Origin of the sequence: Avibacterium sp. 21-595, assembly GCF_023611905.1 — a bacterium.
Taxonomy (GTDB): domain Bacteria; phylum Pseudomonadota; class Gammaproteobacteria; order Enterobacterales; family Pasteurellaceae; genus Avibacterium.
Window position 1 is genome coordinate 1,054,625 of sequence record NZ_CP091455.1, and the last position, 16,303, is coordinate 1,070,927.

Below are 16,303 nucleotides of genomic sequence, written 5' to 3' on the forward strand. Positions count from 1 at the left end.
TCTTTACACAAATCAGATTTTATTTTTGGTAGAATTATCGAAAATTTTTCAATGTAATTGATTATGAATAGTAATCTACTCGTTTTTTCTCGCGGAATTTTATCTATTCCATTCTTGCAAAGTTTTTTGCCCGAATATCATTTAGTTCCCTATAAAAGATTTACATTTAATCCGCCAATTGTACAAGGGGTAATTGGCTGGGGGCTACGACCTTCAACAATTAAAGCTCGCGCTTATGCGGATAAAAAAGGAGTCGACTATATTGCTTTGGAAGATGGTTTTTTACGTTCATTAGGATTGGGAGTGAATGGTTATCCCCCTTATTCTATTGTATTTGATGATCTAGGGATCTATTACGATACAACTAAAGTTTCTCGTTTAGAAAAACTTATTTTAAATAACCAAATTAATGTAGATACATTACAACAAGCTGAACGTGCATTAATGCTTATTAAAGAACATCAGCTTTCTAAATATAATCATTCGTTAGATTTTGCTCAGGAATATGATAAGGCGCGTCCTATAGTTTTAGTCATTGATCAAACTTATGGTGATATGGCGGTTAAATATGGTCAAGCTAAGCATATTGATTTTCAGAGAATGCTAGATTGTGCAATTAATGAAAATCCGCATAGTCAAATTTGGGTAAAAGTCCATCCTGATGTCATTAGTGGGAAAAAGAAAGGGTATCTGACTTCACTCGATAAATATGATGCTCGGATTAGATTATTTTCTGATGATGTTAATCCTATATCATTACTCAAGATTGCCGATAAAGTATATTGCGTTACCTCTCAAATGGGATTTGAAGCCTTATTATTAGGAAAAACAGTCGTTACATTCGGGCTGCCGTGGTATGCTGGTTGGGGGTTAACAGATGATCGCCATAACCAAATCCCAGTGTTAAAAAAAGACAAAAGACGCATTGATCGTACATTATTACAAGTATTTGCAGCAGCATATCTGCAATACAGCCGCTATATTAACCCATATACAGGAGAAAGTGGCACCATTTTTGATGTAATTAATTATTTAGTGTTAGAAAAAGAAAAAAATAAAATGCTAAGTGGACATCTTTATTGTGTTGGTATGTCTTTATGGAAGAGAAATGTGATTAAACCATTTTTTGATTATCCACAGTGCCATTTACATTTTATTCCTTCAATTGATAAATTAAAAAAGCAGTCGTTAAATAAAAATACTAAATTACTCGTTTGGGGGAATGGGAAGCAAGCTGTTCTAGAATATGCTAATCAAAAAGGTTTACCTGTATTAAGAATGGAAGATGGCTTTATTCGCTCTGTTGGATTAGGATCAAATCTAGTATCGCCTTTATCTCTAGTGATAGATGATATCGGCATTTATTTTAATGCAGAAATGCCATCGAGATTAGAAAATATTCTGCAAAATAAAAATTTTACTGAAGAGGATTTAATTTTAGCTAAGTCGCTACAATCAAAATTGATAAATCAGAATATAGGGAAATATAATGTAGGTAATTCAGAGATTAGTTTATTACAAACGTCTAAAAGAACAATTTTAGTTCCGGGACAAGTTGAGGATGATGCGTCAATTCGTTATGGTTCTCCAGTACTGAAAAAAAATTTAGATCTGCTAAAGCAGGTAAGAGAATTAAATCCTGATGCTTATATCTTTTACAAACCACATCCTGATGTAGAGAGTGGTAATAGGCAGGGGAAAATCTTAAAAAAAGATGCTTTGAAATATGCAGATGAGATTATAGAGAAAGCTAATATACTAAACTGTATTAATCAAGTTGATGAGATACATACAATGACATCCTTAGCTGGATTTGAAGCATTATTAAGAGGGAAAAAAGTTTATTGTTATGGCTTACCTTTCTATTCAAATTGGGGATTAACGAAAGATTTTGTTAATTTAGAGCGTCGAAAGAGAAAATTAACATTGTTAGAGTTAATTGCTGGAGTGTTAATTTATTACCCTCAATATAGGGATCAAGAATCTCAACGAATTATTAATGTTGAGCAAGCTATCAATATATTACAATATCAACGCAAATGCTTAGACAATGATGGTTTAAACCGTAGTTGGGGGGCTAAGCAATTTGGTAAGTTGCAACAATTATATAAAGTACTAAAGCAATAATGATTGAACATAACTTAGATATTTTACTTAGAACATCAAAAAATATTTTATTGCTACAAGGGCCTATTGGAGATTTCTTTTACCAGTTATCTTTATGGCTATCTTCTCAGAATAAAATGGTATTCAAAATTAATTTTAATGGTGGTGATGAAGCGTATTATCCGTCTTCTATACCTAATACATTTGATTTTTCATATCATTTTACTTTTTTATCTTCTTACCTAAGAAAATTTTGTCGAGAAAATAACATAGATACGATGGTTTGCTTTGGGGATAATCGACCGTGCCATAAGATAGCAAAGAAAATTTCACAAGAGCTTAATATGAAATTTTGGGTATTTGAAGAAGGTTATTTTAGACCTGATTATATTACCTTAGAAGAATATGGTGTTAATGCTTTTTCTAAAATACCAAAGAGACCTGATTTTTTTATACCTTTTTCTGACCTACCTGAAAAATCAACTCCAGTGAAAGTGTCTAAGGGATTTTGGTCAATCGCGTTGAGAGCCGTCAAGTATTATGTTAGTGCTAATTTAGCATATAAGAAATATCCAGATAATTTACATCATAGAATTTTTACACTGGATTATTATATTAAATTATGGGTAATATCGGGTTTTAAAAGATTATATTATTATTTAAATGATTACTTTTTTGCTAAGAAGGTAGAAAAAGGAACATTTGGCGAATTTTTTATTGTTCCTTTGCAAGTTTATGATGATAGCCAAGTTGTTGTTCATAGTGATTATAATAGTGTAAAAAGTTTTTTAGAGGAAGTATTAGTTTCATTTGCTAAATATTCACCTCAAAAAACAAATTTAATTATTAAACATCATCCAATGGATAGAGGGTTTATTGACTATGGTGATGTAATAAAAAGATATATAAAGGATTATCCAGTATTAAAAGGAAGGATTTGGTATATTCACGATGTTCCTATGCCTGTTTTCTTACGTGCAGGAAAAGGAATGATTACATTAAATAGTACAAGTGGTTTATCTGCATTATTGCATAATATGCCAGTAAAAACTTTAGGTAGGGCAAACTATGATTTTGCGGGATTAACTTATCAAGGGGAGTTAAATGATTTCTGGACGTCTGACTACAAACCAGATCCTGCATTATTTTCTACGTATAGAAAGTATCATCTATACAAAACACACTTAAATGGTAATTTCTATAATAAGGTAATTTTACGTAAAGACTATAACAAATAGAAGTGCGGTATTTTTTTATGCGATTCTTATTAGAAGAGAGCATATAAGCTCTCTTTTAAATGATTATTTTTGCGTTTGATTATAATATTTATAAGCTTCATCTATATTTTCAAAATGGTGCATATAACCTTTTTCTAAAACCATTGCATTATCACAATACTCCTTTATTGCGGAGGGACTGTGTGAAACGAGAATAATTGAACGATCCTTTCTTTTCTCAAATAATTCGTGCTTACATTTAGCAGCAAATCTAGAATCACCAACCGCAATAACTTCATCAATAAGATAGCAATCAAATTCAACAGATAAAGATAAAGCAAAAGCCAAACGGGCTTTCATTCCCGATGAATATTTTTTTACAGGCTCGTAAAGATATTCGCCTAATTCTGAAAATTCCTCGGTAAAGTGTTTTACATAGTCAATATCTGCGTTATAAACACGACAGATAAAACGTAAATTATCCATTCCGGTTAAGCTACCTTGGAAAGCACCACTAAATGCAAGTGGCCAAGATATACTCATTCTTCTTTCTATAATTCCAGAAGATGGGAATTCAACGCCGCTCATTAATCGAATTAATGTTGATTTTCCTGCCCCATTTCTGCCTAATATGCCAACTTTTTCTCCTTTTTTTAGATCAAAGTTGATATTTGTGAGAACATTCTTTTTACCACTGCGTGTGTAATAATGTTTACTGACATTTTTTACACTGATCATCTTGGTTCAATTCCTTTACTGAAATTTCTAACTAATAATAATCCAATAAATAACATAATAATATCGCTTAGAATAAGAAGCCCAATATTTTCGTGAGTTATGACGCTATTACCAAAATAGCCATATCTAAACATTTCTGTACCATTAATCATAGGCACCCATTTAGCATAATTTTGTATTTGGCTGGGAAGATTATGAACAAAGAAAAATGCACCAGATAAGGGGAGCATTACAAAACTTAATGTACTCCATATTTTTCCAAACGCATCAAAATAGTAGGCAATAGAGCAGATGATTAGCCCTAATGAAATAGCAAATAGTGCCATTAATACCCAAGCTAATAGCATATAGAAAATATCATTTGGATAATCAATCCAGCCTAACATAATAAGCAATGCCATTAATAGAATTTGAGCAATGGTCGCACCTGAAATTTCTAATAGCATTCGAGCAAATATGGTATCTAATACTCTTACATTGCGATGATAGAGTAAGCTTAAGTTTGCAGATATTGATCCAATTGAACGGTTAGATACATTGCGCCACATCATTGCGATAGGATAGCCAGTAATAATGAATGCAATAATATTTAAAGTTGAAACCTTATCAATCCTAAAGTATTTCCACATTAATGTTATGCAGAGAGTTAATAGTAAAGGTTCAACAAATAGCCATAGGAATCCAATATTTTTGCGGCCATATCGAGTGATAATTTCACGCAACAGTAACGCGCCAATCACTCGCGATTGTATAGCGAGTGATTGACGAAAGGTTGTATTATCTCCGTATTGCATTTTAATTTTTATGCTCTCTGATGCTTGCAATAAGTAAACTGAAAATTCCGTATAAAATAAAGCCAATAATAAATGTGGCAAGAATATTATAAATTCTATACGGTTCTAAGGCTAAATCAGGTTTACTTGGTTGATGAATGACTTCTAAGTAAAGCTGTTGGCGATCTGCTTCTGATTTAGCATTTTGTAAAGAAGATATCGCGGTAGTTAATTGTTGCTGCGCGAGAGTATTGTCTAGCATTAAGCGTTGATATTCTGCCGTTTGAGTCGCAATAGAATTATTACCGCCGGTCAAATCATTCGATTGTTCATTAATTTCATTAATTAGACTATTTTCTCGATTTATTAAGACTTTCACTTGTGGGTTATTTGGTGAAATTGATTTTAACTGTGCAAGCTGGGATTGAACACTAATTAGCTCAGCTTTTAATTTAGATATTAACGTTAATTGTACTTCAGATTGTGCTGATAAATCGAAAATATTATTGTTAATTCGGTATTGGCTTAGTTCAAGTGCGGTTTGATTTACGCGATTTTCAGCATCTTTCACAGCTTGTTCAGCAAAGCGAATAGTATCCTTCCGCGCTCGCTCATTTAGGCGATTAATTAAAGATTCACCTTGTTTTAGTAGCTCAATATTAATTTTTTGTCCTTCTTCAGGATTAAAAGTTCGAATATACAAACTAGCAATGCCGGAAACTGAATCTAGGCTGACATTTAGATGTTTTTCAAAATATTGATAAAAAGCCTCTTGCTCATTATTGAAGCCTAAGACATTAAAGCGACTAAATAGATCGCCTTTATCTTCATAATATTGACGAACAGGCAAAGTCTTTTCTAGTTGTTCTAAAGCATTACGCGATTTAATATATTCTAATACCGTATAGGTATCATCTTGTGAACGCGAAAATCCAATACCTTGTAATAATGCTCCAACTCCGCTTAAAGACGCTTGATTTCGTGGAGAACGAACAACAAAACTTGATTCAGAAACATATACATCCGATGCAATGATACCGAAATAAACAGTAGAAAATATAGTTGGAAAAATAACAGTAATCCAAAATAATGGATTAAATTTTTTCCATATTTTTTTTGATAAATTCTTTTTTGTTTGGCTCACAATTTAAACCCTTTTACTTGAAATTTAAAGATTATTTACGCTATTTATTGTGCTTGTAACTGGCGATGTAATTGAAAAAATCATTCTTAAGAATTTTTGGAATTCAGCCAGTGGTGCATTAGAGACGTAGATAACATCTTTATCTTGGATCGGAAAACGTTGCAAGACAAATAATGATTTAGGCTTAAGTAAGTCAATTTGATAGACCGTTGGAACATCCATACCATTATCATATCCTCTAGAACGCCAAATATCCTGATCAACTAGGCTAAGTTTATTAAAAGGAGTATAGCGGAAGACAAACACACCACTAGGATCTGAGCGCGTATCAATTAACCCTCCCATTTGACCAATGGCTTCAGCTAAACTTAATCCTTTAGTTGAAAATTTAATTTGACGATTGGTACCGACCGCGCCTAACCCAGTAAAACTTAATGGGCTATTTAATAGAGTAAGCACATCACCCGAACGTAGAGGAATATTTTGGCTAGGGTCAGAAACAAGAGATTCAAAAGATATAGATTTGACCTGCGTACCCCTAGTTAATTGGATGCTCACATCTTGAATGTCTGCTTGCACACCACCTACTGCTGCAATTGCATCTAAAACACGTTCTCCATGAGAGGTGAGAGGCATACGAATGCTATTACCTTGACGGATTACTGATACATTAGCAGAGTTGTTTTGAACAACTCGAACAATCGCTTGAGGATGATTTGCCATTGAACTAAGGCGTCTAACGATTTCTGTTTGGATAACTTCAGGTGTTTTTCCTTTCACTGTAATTGAACCAATGAATGGGATTGTAATTCGCCCCCGTTTATTCACCATCTGTTCAGGTAGCTTTGTAAGTTTTGCACTACCATCAGATGTATCCGTCAATGTGCTACCAAATAGTACAGCTGGAGGAGCTTCCCAGATAGATATATCTAGGATATCACCAATATCAACCATACCATTATAACCTTGCTGACTATTTGAAAATTCAGAAAAGTTCTGCTTAATAAAATTTTGGTATAGAGGCATTACATTTTGAATATCTAGCTGAACAAGATTAACTTTTGGTGTTTTTTGATTATCCTCAATGCCTAAAACTTTACTTTTGCTTGGCCCTGATGTGGGTAAGGAGGAGCAAGAGGTTCCAATAATAACAGCGAGCATTGGGATACTTAATAATTTCAATTTCTTTTTAATGTTCATAATTTACTCATTTAAGTAATACGTTAAAGTGCATTTTTTAATTATAACCGAATAGACAATGATATGGAATAAGTTTATAATTATAACAAGTGGGGGATTGTAGGGTTTTATAGTAGCAATATTAAGTATGAATATAAGAATAGCGTTTTTAGTGTGGAACTCTTTTCAGCTTATTCACATAAAATCACTTTTAAAACAAATACCTAGTGCGGTATTAATTATTGAAAAAAGAAAAAAAAGCCAACCAATTCCTTCATCAATCTTATCTGAAGTATCTAATTCTATATTAGATGTTGATTCTCAAGATGTTCATCATAAAGTTGAAGATTTTTTTGATATTCTTATTATACAGACTGTATTTGAAAAGATTTTTCTTTTAGAAAAAACAAAAATTGTAATGTTACAATACGGTTATGCAAAAGAACCGCATAACTATGGTGCTTGGAGAGCGTTAGCTGATCTGAATTTGGTGTATGGAAAATATGCTGCAGACAAAATTTCGTATTTCTCTCCAGTAGAAATTATCGGATATCCTAGAAGTATAGATTGGAATGATCCTAGTTTTAGAGAAAATGCTAGAAATAAATATAAGAAATATCTAGATTCTGATAAAAAAACTATTTTATATGCACCTAGTTGGGGAGAATTATCTAGCTTTGACTGTTATATAAAAAGTATAGTAGATTTACAAGATGAATATACTGTGTTGGTTAAATTACACCATAATACAGTGCTATTGAACTCAGAATATGAAAAAGATATAGAGGGATATGATAAAATTAAGTTTTTCTTCCAGAATGATGATATTTTAGAATTACTAGCTGTATCTGATATTGTTTTATCTGATTTTAGTGGGGCGATTTTTGATGCTATTTACTGTAATAAACCCGTTTTTTTACTTTCTATTGAAAAACATAGTGAGAAATTAGATACATTTAGCATAGAAATATCACAGAGAGATATGTTGGGGTATATCGTTAATTCTCCTAGCGAGCTATCTACTCAGATAAAACATCATTTGGTATCGAATAGTTCAAATTATTTATATAATGATTTATTTTTTTATATTGATTCTAATAAGGCCTTTCTAAGCTCAATAGAAAATTTAATTTCAGGAAAGTATCAACTATCACAACATCAATTATATATCAGGAACTTCATAAAAAAAGCATTGTCTGAAATAAATGCCTTGAAGAGAAGAAAAACACTATTTGAAAAAATAGTAAGTTTCTTTAATAAAAAATAAGTACGTTTAAATATAGGAGAATTTATGAAAAAGGTATTAACATATGGAACATTCGATCTTTTACATCATGGACATATTCGCTTACTAGAGAGAGCTAAAGCATTAGGTGATCACCTAACCATAGCAGTATCAACTGATCAATTCAATCTTGGGAAAGGTAAGGTATGCGCATATACTTATGAGGAACGAGTTCATATATTAGAAGCCATTAAATATGTGGATCGTGTTATTCCAGAAACAAGTTGGGAACAAAAAATAGAAGATGTCAAAAAATACGATATAGATGTCTTTGTTATGGGAGATGATTGGGAAGGTAAATTTGATTTTCTAAAAGAATATTGTGAAGTTGTTTATTTACCAAGAACACCAGATATTTCAACTACAAAAGTAAAAAAAATGTTAGCAGAAAAGGATTTAGCCAAATCTCAAAAGCAAATTCATGAAAAGTAAAATAATTAATGTATTTTTAAAAAAATTCTTACCTATAAGAAGATTGTTAAGGGAAACTAATTTTAAGAATAATTTATTTGTGTATCTATATAGCTGCCTTATTACTCGTTATCTTTATAAAGGAGATCATAGTACAGTAAGAAAAATCTCTGATGCCTTAGTAAATAAGGGTGTTTATATTGCTAGGTTTTATACTGCACAGAGTTATTTTCTAGTCGGGGATTATCTTTCAGCTAAAGGTGAAATAGAGAAAATTCCTGATTACGATAGCCTTTCTGAAGTGGGATATTTATATTCTGATATATTGTCTGCATTAGAACAGAAACGAGAAGCTTGGTTATTCTTAGAAAAATTATTAGTGAATACCAAAAGAGAAAAAGTATGGGTTTATTTTTCAAATTTAGTAGAATCCCCTCAAGATTATTATAGGCTTCTGGAGCTTGTTGATAATAGATGGGAGAAATCTAAAGATAAATCATTAAGAAAAATATTAACTAACGCCGCATTAAGAGCTGGCTTGAATAGCGAAGCATTAGAATATTGGAATGAGAGTAACACTTCATCCTATACGACCGAAACGCAATCTAAATCTAAAAAAGTCAGTTTTAGTAAAAAAGATGCATCAATTGCATTAAAAGATTTGAAAAGAGTGTTAGATAAAAATAACATTCCTTTCTTTTTAATTAGTGGCACGTTACTTGGATGTATTAGGGAAAATGATTTACTTGGTCATGATAAAGATATTGATGTTGGTGTTTGGGATACTCATTCTTATAATGAACTCGCAAATATATTAGGAAGATCAGGTTTCTTTTATATTGTACCTAATCGTACAAAAACGCTTCTAGTTATCCGTCATATAAATGGAATTATGATTGATGTTTTTATTCATTATCGTGAGAAAAATGATTATTGGCACGCAGGAGTAAAAATTAAATGGCATAATTCTCCATTTACATTAGAATCTGTATGTTTTTTAGGAGAACACTATTTAATTCCAAAGGATTATGATAAATACTTAACTGAGAATTATGGTGATTGGAGAACACCTAAAAAAGATTTTGACAGTGCGTTTGATACTCCTAATATGGAAGTTTTTAATTTAATTGAAATGCAAATTTATATTAAACAAAGGGACTATAAATGAAAAGGAAAGTTAAATTATCTGCTATACCTAGCTTAATGAAAGCATTATATTTATACAAACATAAAAAATATCGAGATGCGCAAAATGTTTTTGCTAACCTCTTAGAAAGGCAGCCAAATAATGCTTATTTAAACTTTAAGTATGGAATGTCTTTATATAAAGATAAAAAATGGAATGAAGCTAACTTATATATCCAGAAAGCGGTAGATCTTGCTCCTGAAAAAACGTCTTGGAAAGTTCAATTAGCTACCACTGAAAGACATAAGGATAATGAAGTAAAAGTTAGAGTATTTGATGCTAAGAAAAATTTTATGGAAGATCCAAATAATCCGGATTATATATGGGAATACGCGATTTCTCTTATTTCAGATAAACAATATTGGCTAGCTAAATTTCAGTTAGAGAAATATATTCAGCTTAAACCTATGTCTGAGAAAGCATTTTTTGAATTGGGAAAAATTGCTGAAAAACTCTCGAATAATGAGGAGGCGATTTCATTTTTTCAACAGGCAGCAAAATTAGCTCCATTGAATCGAAATTATAAATACCGAATGGGCTATAATTTAGAGCTTATGGGGGAAAAAGAGCTTGCCAATGCTTGTTACGAATTAGTTATTAAGATGAGCGAGCCTGATGATGAGGTTATGTTATTTGGAATAGGGGCTTTACATGCAAGACGTGGATTATGGGATGCTGCTCTTTCCGCATATTTAAAACACCTAAAAAATACACAAATAAATAACCCGCACTTTTATTATAAGTTGGGTATTGCCTATGAAAGATTATATCAATGGAAAAATTCAGCGAAGTCATTTGAAAAAGCAATAGAGCTATCCGAAATTATTAATGCGGGTTGGTGCTATAAATGTGGTCAAGCTTATGAAAGGGCGGGGGAATATAAGAGTGCTGCGAATTTTTATGAACAAGCAGTAAAAAGAAGCGATAATTATAAAGATTATTGGTTTTATCGTTTGGCAACTGCATTAGATAAAATCGGAAAATATAAGGAGTCTTCTTACTATTTTCAACAATCCCGTCGTCGTCAATTTCCACACGCAGTGAATCCAAAAGATGTAATTAAGAATAAAGAAGAGGATTATCTGTCATATTATGCTGAATATTATGAAACCTTAGAGCTAGATGAAAAGCTTGTTTTATTAGAGAGTTTTTTTGGTGGAAATATTAGCTGTAATCCTTATGCTATCTTGTCCTATATGTTAGAGCATAACTATGATTTTACCTATATCGTCGTAATTAAAGATGGAACAGTTATTCCACATAACCTTAAATACAGAAAAAATATTATTTTCATTAAACGGGGAAGTGATGCCTATTTACGTTATTTATGTCAGGCTAAGTATTTAATTAATAATGTAAGTTTTCCTTATTATTTTATTAGAAAGGAAGGACAAATTTATTTAAATACTTGGCACGGTACTCCAATGAAAACGTTAGGAAAAGATATAAAGAGTCCATTCCAAGATCACGCCAATGTAAGCAGAAATTTCTTACAAGCAACCCATATTATCTCTCCAAACCGTCATACAACAGATATAATTTTGGATAAGTATGATATTAAGGATTTATTTTCAGGGAAAATTGCAGAAACAGGTTACCCACGGATTGATTTAAGTATTAACTTAGCTGAACAAAGAAAAATACAAATTGCGAATCAATTAGGTATTAATTTAGATAAACCAGTTGTGTTCTATGCCCCAACTTGGAGAGGAACATCACAGTCAAAAGACTTTGATATAACGAAGCTACAAAGTGATCTCAAAAAACTAAAATCAAATAAATATTATTTAGTCTTTAGAGGGCATCATTTAGTAGAAAGTTTGCTAGAGAAAGTAAACCTTGATGTTATCGTTGCACCTAAAGACATAGATAGTAATGAATTATTAGGTTTCTGTGATCTTCTTATTACTGACTATTCTAGTATTATTTATGATTTCTTAGCTCTAAATAAACCAGCGATTAGTTATATCTATGATTATGATGAATATCATCAAGAAAGAGGGCTATACTTAAAAGAAAGTGAAATGTCAGGGGACATTTGCGTTTCTATTTCAGATGTAAAAAGCACCATTTTGCTAAATATAGATAAAAAGGCAACCAATGTATCAGTACAGGATATTAAAAAATATTCTTACCTTGATGATGGAAATGCTACGAAACGCGTTGTAGATTTTATGTTTGATAGAGGGGATGAGTATATTTATGCTTATTCTAGAAAACCAACAAATCTATTCTTTAATGGTCCATTTATACCGAATGGTATATCTAGTTCTTTTAATAATTTAATTCATTCTATAAATGAAAATACAAATTCTCTTATAGTGATTAATGGTTACGATATTCATCAAGATCAGAAACGTTTAGATGAATTTTATAGATTGCCTAAAGAGCTAGCAGTATTTTCTAGAGCTGGCCGCATGCCTATGACATTAGAAGAGATTTGGGTAAGGAATAAATTTGAAGATAATTTTAAGTTTTACTCTAACTCATTTAAAAACGTATTATTAAGAGCATTTTCTAGGGAAGCTAAACGTTTATTTGGTGATTTTCAATTTGAGAATGTTATCCATTTTGAAGGATATTCTTTATTTTGGACTTTACTCTTATCTCAAGTGAAATCCAAAAATCATATAATATATCAGCATAATGATAAATTTAAAGAGTGGAAAGAAAAATATCCTTACTTAGAAGGAGTGTTCAGAGCATATAATTTGTATGATAATATTATATCAGTATCTGAAAAAACGATGATAAATAATAAGGGTAATTTATCAGCTCTCTTTAAGATTAGTGAGGATAAGTTTAAATATTGTAATAACCCTATAAATATCTCTAAGATAATTAATGGTTCTGCTGAACTATTAGATTTTGAGAAAGAATTTTCTGATTTTCAAGGCATAAAATTTATTAATATAGGAAGAATGTCTCATGAAAAAGATCAACTTAAACTAATAAATGCTTTTGCTGAAGTTAAAAAGCAGAAAGAGAACGTAAGATTGTTTATCTTAGGGGATGGTGTTCTTAAACAAGATTTAGTAAATCGTATTAAATTATTATCTTTGGAAAATGATGTCTTTTTATTGGGGCAGAAAAAAAATCCTTTTCCATACTTGAAGCAAGCAGATGTATTTGTTTTATCATCAAATCACGAAGGGCAACCAATGGTATTACTTGAAGCACTAACACTGGGAACCCCTATTATTGCAACTGATATTGTAGGTAACCGTAGTATATTAGGTGATAAGTATGGCTATCTTGTTAATAATAGTAAAGAAGGGCTAGTTGAAGGAATGCTCAAATACCTTTCTGTTGGAGGTAGAAAGGACAATTTTGATCCTTATCAATATCAAGATGAGGCAATTAATAAATTTTATTCATTACTTAAATAATATAGAAGGAATTGTTTATGATTGATTTTATAAATATTGAATTTACTGAGAAGACTAAATATAAAAATCTTAAATTAGATTTTGAAGTAGGTGAAATTTACATTGATAAATCAACAATTGGAAATAATGATAATGAAAAGCTGAATTATAATTTTTTAGCTGTTGGAAGAAAAAATAATGAGGCAAAAAAGTTAATTAGCCAACTATCAAACCATAGATTTTACCTTGTGGGTCATAAAAATGGTATTTCTTTATTTAAAAAATTTGTTGAACCGAATTCATTTTTAGCAAATTTTAAAGATAAAAATGTTAAAGTGTGGAATGATACCTTTTATACCCTAGAAGAACCTGAGGAAAAAGATATATCAGGAAATCGATTATTGGTTGTTTTCTCATCTATTGCAGATTTGCCATTTAATGCTTCTATAAAGCGTAGAATGTTTTTTACTAATTTTGATTCTGTCGCGAAATATATACCTAAAAATACTTATATTTTGCGTATTGCAGATATTGGTGGCGTTTTAGGTAGCTTTTATCTAAATAGCAACGCAGATATGCAGTTTGAAGAAAAAGTACAAAATTTAATTAGAAAAATTCAGTTGGACTATTCAATTATAGATGATTTTACCGTGCTTTATGGTACTTCTAAAGGTGCAACAGGGGCATTATATCACGGTATAACGATGGGATTAAAATCCTTAGTTGTAGATCCGATTATTTCAGATGAATTTTATATAAATAAATTTAATGATCTCCATTTTGTAAGAAATGTTTTCCCATATTCTAAGCAAGAAGTGTTTTCTAAGTTGTTCGAGAAATATAGAGAAAAAGATTTATTTAATATAAATCTTGTTACTTCTCCTAATTCAGAACAATTCCAATATGTTTCGGATATGATACTTATTCCAGAATTAAGGGTGTGTTCTTATGTATTTAATAACCCTAATATTAAGGGACACACGGATATGGGCAAACATACGTTGAATTTTGTCGTATCAATGCTGAACAATTTACTTTATGGAATTGAAGTGAAGAATAATCTTTTAACTTCATATTAATTTAATTAAAATGGAAAGTGTTTGGCTTTCCATTTTTTTATTAGAGAGAGTTGAAATTTTCACTTCACCTCTTTATAGTAAATGTTAAATTCTTGTTACATTCTATTAAAGAGGTATTGTATGTCTGCAACGCATTTAATTGATACATTAGCGCAAATTGTTACACCTAAATATCTGATTACCGATCCATTAAAAGCTGAAGAGTACAGCACGGGTTATCGTTTTGGGCAAGGCAAGGTGCTTGCGGTTGTTCGTCCTGGTTCATTATTGGAATATTGGAAGGTGTTAAAAGCTTGTGTGGCAGCCGATGTGATCGTGATTTCACAAGCAGCAAATACGGGGCTTACAGGAGGTTCAACGCCGGCAGGAAATGATTACGAGCGTGATATTGTTTTGATAAATACTATGCGAATGACAGGCATTCAACCCATTAATAATGCCGAGCAAGTGGTGTGCTTTGCAGGTTCGCGTTTAAATGATCTGGAGATGTTGCTGAAAGAATATAAACGTGAACCGCATTCTGTTATTGGTTCATCTTGTATTGGTGCTTCGGTGATTGGTGGAATTTGTAATAATTCTGGTGGGGCATTGGTTCAACGTGGTCCAGCTTATACGGAAATGGCGTTGTATGCACAGTTAGATGAGAATGGTGAATTACATCTGATCAATAATCTTGGTATTGATTTAGGCGAGACGCCAGAAGAAATTCTTACCAACTTACAAGCAGGACGTTATCAGCGAAAAGATATTCATCTTGACTGCGGAAAAGGACACGATCACGATTATTGCAATCACGTTCGCCAAATTGATGCCGACACGCCAGCACGTTTTAATGCTGATCCTAATCGTCATTATGAAGCTTCTGGCAGTGCGGGAAAATTAGGGGTGTTTGCTGTACGTTTGGATACGTTCCCACAAGATAAAGAAAGTGCGGTGTTTTATATTGGCACAAATGACACGCAAGTTTTAACGGATATTCGCCGTCATATTTTGGCAGAATTTAGCACCTTACCTGTATCGGGCGAATATATTCATCGTGATGCTTTTGATATTGCGGCAGAGTATGGAAAAGATACGTTCTGGGTGATTAAACGTTTTGGCACGCACCGTTTGCCAAAATTATTTGCGATCAAAGCCAAAGCTGATCGCCTAATGAAAAAATTGACTTTTTTACCAAATCATATCAGCGACAAAATGTTGCAATTTGTTTCTAAATTGTTGCCACAGCATTTGCCACAACGCTTGAGAGATTATCGCGATCAATATGAACATCATTTAATCCTAAAAATGGGCGGGAATGGCGTGCAAGAAGCCAGAGAATATTTGCAGACACGCTTTGCTGATAAGTCCAAAGGGGCATATTTTGAATGCAGTGCAGAAGAAACACAAGCAGCGATGTTACATCGTTTTGCTGTGGCATCAGCGGCAATTCGTTATCGTGCGATTCACGAGCAAGAGGTGGAAGAAATCGTGGCATTGGATATTGCCTTGCGTCGTAATGATCAAGATTGGTTCGAGAAACTCCCAGTAGAGTTGGAAAATAAATTAATCCATAAACTGTATTACGGACATTTTATGTGCTATGTATTCCATCAAGATTATTTGGTGAAAAAAGGCTATGATTGGGAACAAATCGAACACGAAATGTTGGCATTGCTTGATCAGCGTGGGGCGCAATATCCAGCGGAACATAATGTCGGACATTTATATGAAGCAAAACCTGAATTAAAGGCCTTTTACCAAAAATTAGATCCAACCAACAGCTTCAACCCGGGGATTGGTAAAACCTCTAAAAAGAAAAATTGGGCATAATTTAT

General features: G+C 32.1%; 12 protein-coding genes. 8 read left to right on the forward strand and 4 right to left on the reverse strand.

What is annotated here, in order from left to right; translation table 11 throughout:
- Nucleotides 1-63 precede the first annotated feature (63 nt).
- Nucleotides 64-2,127 (forward strand): capsular polysaccharide biosynthesis protein, encoded by a 2,064-nt coding sequence (locus L4F92_RS04920; RefSeq protein ID WP_250364427.1) that lies wholly within the window; start codon nt 64-66, stop codon nt 2,125-2,127.
- Nucleotides 2,127-3,344 carry a capsule biosynthesis protein gene (locus L4F92_RS04925; RefSeq protein WP_250364428.1) on the forward strand — a complete coding sequence of 406 codons (1,218 nt, stop codon included), beginning with the start codon at nt 2,127-2,129 and terminating at the stop codon, nt 3,342-3,344. Before L4F92_RS04920 ends, L4F92_RS04925 begins: the two co-directional genes overlap by 1 nt.
- A 63-nt stretch (nt 3,345-3,407) precedes the next feature.
- Here the strand turns inward: L4F92_RS04925 and L4F92_RS04930 are convergent, their stop codons facing one another.
- The 4 genes from L4F92_RS04930 to L4F92_RS04945 are packed head-to-tail and all read right to left on the reverse strand — an operon-like array spanning nt 3,408 to nt 7,178.
- Entirely contained in the window at nt 3,408-4,061 is a 654-nt protein-coding gene (locus L4F92_RS04930; RefSeq protein WP_250364429.1) for an ABC transporter ATP-binding protein, read from the reverse strand.
- Nucleotides 4,058-4,855 carry an ABC transporter permease gene (locus L4F92_RS04935; RefSeq protein WP_250364430.1) on the reverse strand — a complete coding sequence of 266 codons (798 nt, stop codon included), beginning with the start codon at nt 4,853-4,855 and terminating at the stop codon, nt 4,058-4,060. The genes L4F92_RS04930 and L4F92_RS04935 overlap by 4 nt, the downstream gene beginning before the upstream one ends.
- A 1-nt stretch (nt 4,856) precedes the next feature.
- Entirely contained in the window at nt 4,857-5,981 is a 1,125-nt protein-coding gene (locus tag L4F92_RS04940; RefSeq protein WP_250364554.1) for a capsule biosynthesis protein, read from the reverse strand.
- A gap of 21 nt (nt 5,982-6,002) precedes the next feature.
- A complete protein-coding gene (locus tag L4F92_RS04945) occupies nt 6,003-7,178 on the reverse strand; it encodes a polysaccharide biosynthesis/export family protein (protein ID WP_250364431.1) in 1,176 nt (391 codons plus the stop codon).
- Between the two features lie 127 nt (nt 7,179-7,305).
- Between L4F92_RS04945 and L4F92_RS04950 the strand changes: the two genes are divergently transcribed.
- The 6 genes from L4F92_RS04950 (at nt 7,306) to dld (ending at nt 16,298) form a co-directional block, all read left to right on the forward strand.
- On the forward strand, nt 7,306-8,424 hold the full coding sequence (locus L4F92_RS04950) for a CDP-glycerol glycerophosphotransferase family protein (RefSeq protein WP_250364432.1): 1,119 nt from the start codon (nt 7,306-7,308) through the stop codon (nt 8,422-8,424).
- A 24-nt stretch (nt 8,425-8,448) separates the two neighbouring features.
- Complete coding sequence (gene tagD, locus L4F92_RS04955) at nt 8,449-8,874, forward strand: glycerol-3-phosphate cytidylyltransferase (RefSeq protein WP_250364433.1); 426 nt, start codon at nt 8,449-8,451, stop codon at nt 8,872-8,874.
- The gene (locus L4F92_RS04960; protein WP_250364434.1) at nt 8,864-10,021 is read left to right on the forward strand and encodes a hypothetical protein; all 1,158 of its coding nucleotides are present in this window, start codon (nt 8,864-8,866) and stop codon (nt 10,019-10,021) included. The genes tagD and L4F92_RS04960 overlap by 11 nt, the downstream gene beginning before the upstream one ends.
- Nucleotides 10,018-13,428: a CDP-glycerol glycerophosphotransferase family protein gene (locus L4F92_RS04965; RefSeq protein ID WP_250364435.1), complete on the forward strand. Its 3,411-nt coding sequence runs from the start codon at nt 10,018-10,020 to the stop codon at nt 13,426-13,428. Before L4F92_RS04960 ends, L4F92_RS04965 begins: the two co-directional genes overlap by 4 nt.
- Before the next feature lie 17 nt (nt 13,429-13,445).
- Nucleotides 13,446-14,486: an XcbB/CpsF family capsular polysaccharide biosynthesis protein gene (locus L4F92_RS04970; protein WP_250364436.1), complete on the forward strand. Its 1,041-nt coding sequence runs from the start codon at nt 13,446-13,448 to the stop codon at nt 14,484-14,486.
- Between the two features lie 120 nt (nt 14,487-14,606).
- Nucleotides 14,607-16,298 carry a D-lactate dehydrogenase gene (gene dld, locus L4F92_RS04975; protein ID WP_250364437.1) on the forward strand — a complete coding sequence of 564 codons (1,692 nt, stop codon included), beginning with the start codon at nt 14,607-14,609 and terminating at the stop codon, nt 16,296-16,298.
- Nucleotides 16,299-16,303: the final 5 nt, after the last annotated feature.

Coding starts and splice junctions, on each gene's coding strand:
- L4F92_RS04920 (WP_250364427.1), top strand. CDS start 64: ATGAATAGTAATCTACTCGTTTTTTCTCGCGGAATTTTATCTATTCCA.
- L4F92_RS04930 (WP_250364429.1), bottom strand. CDS start 4,061: ATGATCAGTGTAAAAAATGTCAGTAAACATTATTACACACGCAGTGGT.
- L4F92_RS04970 (WP_250364436.1), top strand. CDS start 13,446: ATGATTGATTTTATAAATATTGAATTTACTGAGAAGACTAAATATAAA.
- L4F92_RS04925 (WP_250364428.1), top strand. CDS start 2,127: ATGATTGAACATAACTTAGATATTTTACTTAGAACATCAAAAAATATT.
- L4F92_RS04960 (WP_250364434.1), top strand. CDS start 8,864: ATGAAAAGTAAAATAATTAATGTATTTTTAAAAAAATTCTTACCTATA.
- L4F92_RS04935 (WP_250364430.1), bottom strand. CDS start 4,855: ATGCAATACGGAGATAATACAACCTTTCGTCAATCACTCGCTATACAA.
- L4F92_RS04945 (WP_250364431.1), bottom strand. CDS start 7,178: ATGAACATTAAAAAGAAATTGAAATTATTAAGTATCCCAATGCTCGCT.
- dld (WP_250364437.1), top strand. CDS start 14,607: ATGTCTGCAACGCATTTAATTGATACATTAGCGCAAATTGTTACACCT.
- L4F92_RS04965 (WP_250364435.1), top strand. CDS start 10,018: ATGAAAAGGAAAGTTAAATTATCTGCTATACCTAGCTTAATGAAAGCA.
- tagD (WP_250364433.1), top strand. CDS start 8,449: ATGAAAAAGGTATTAACATATGGAACATTCGATCTTTTACATCATGGA.
- L4F92_RS04950 (WP_250364432.1), top strand. CDS start 7,306: ATGAATATAAGAATAGCGTTTTTAGTGTGGAACTCTTTTCAGCTTATT.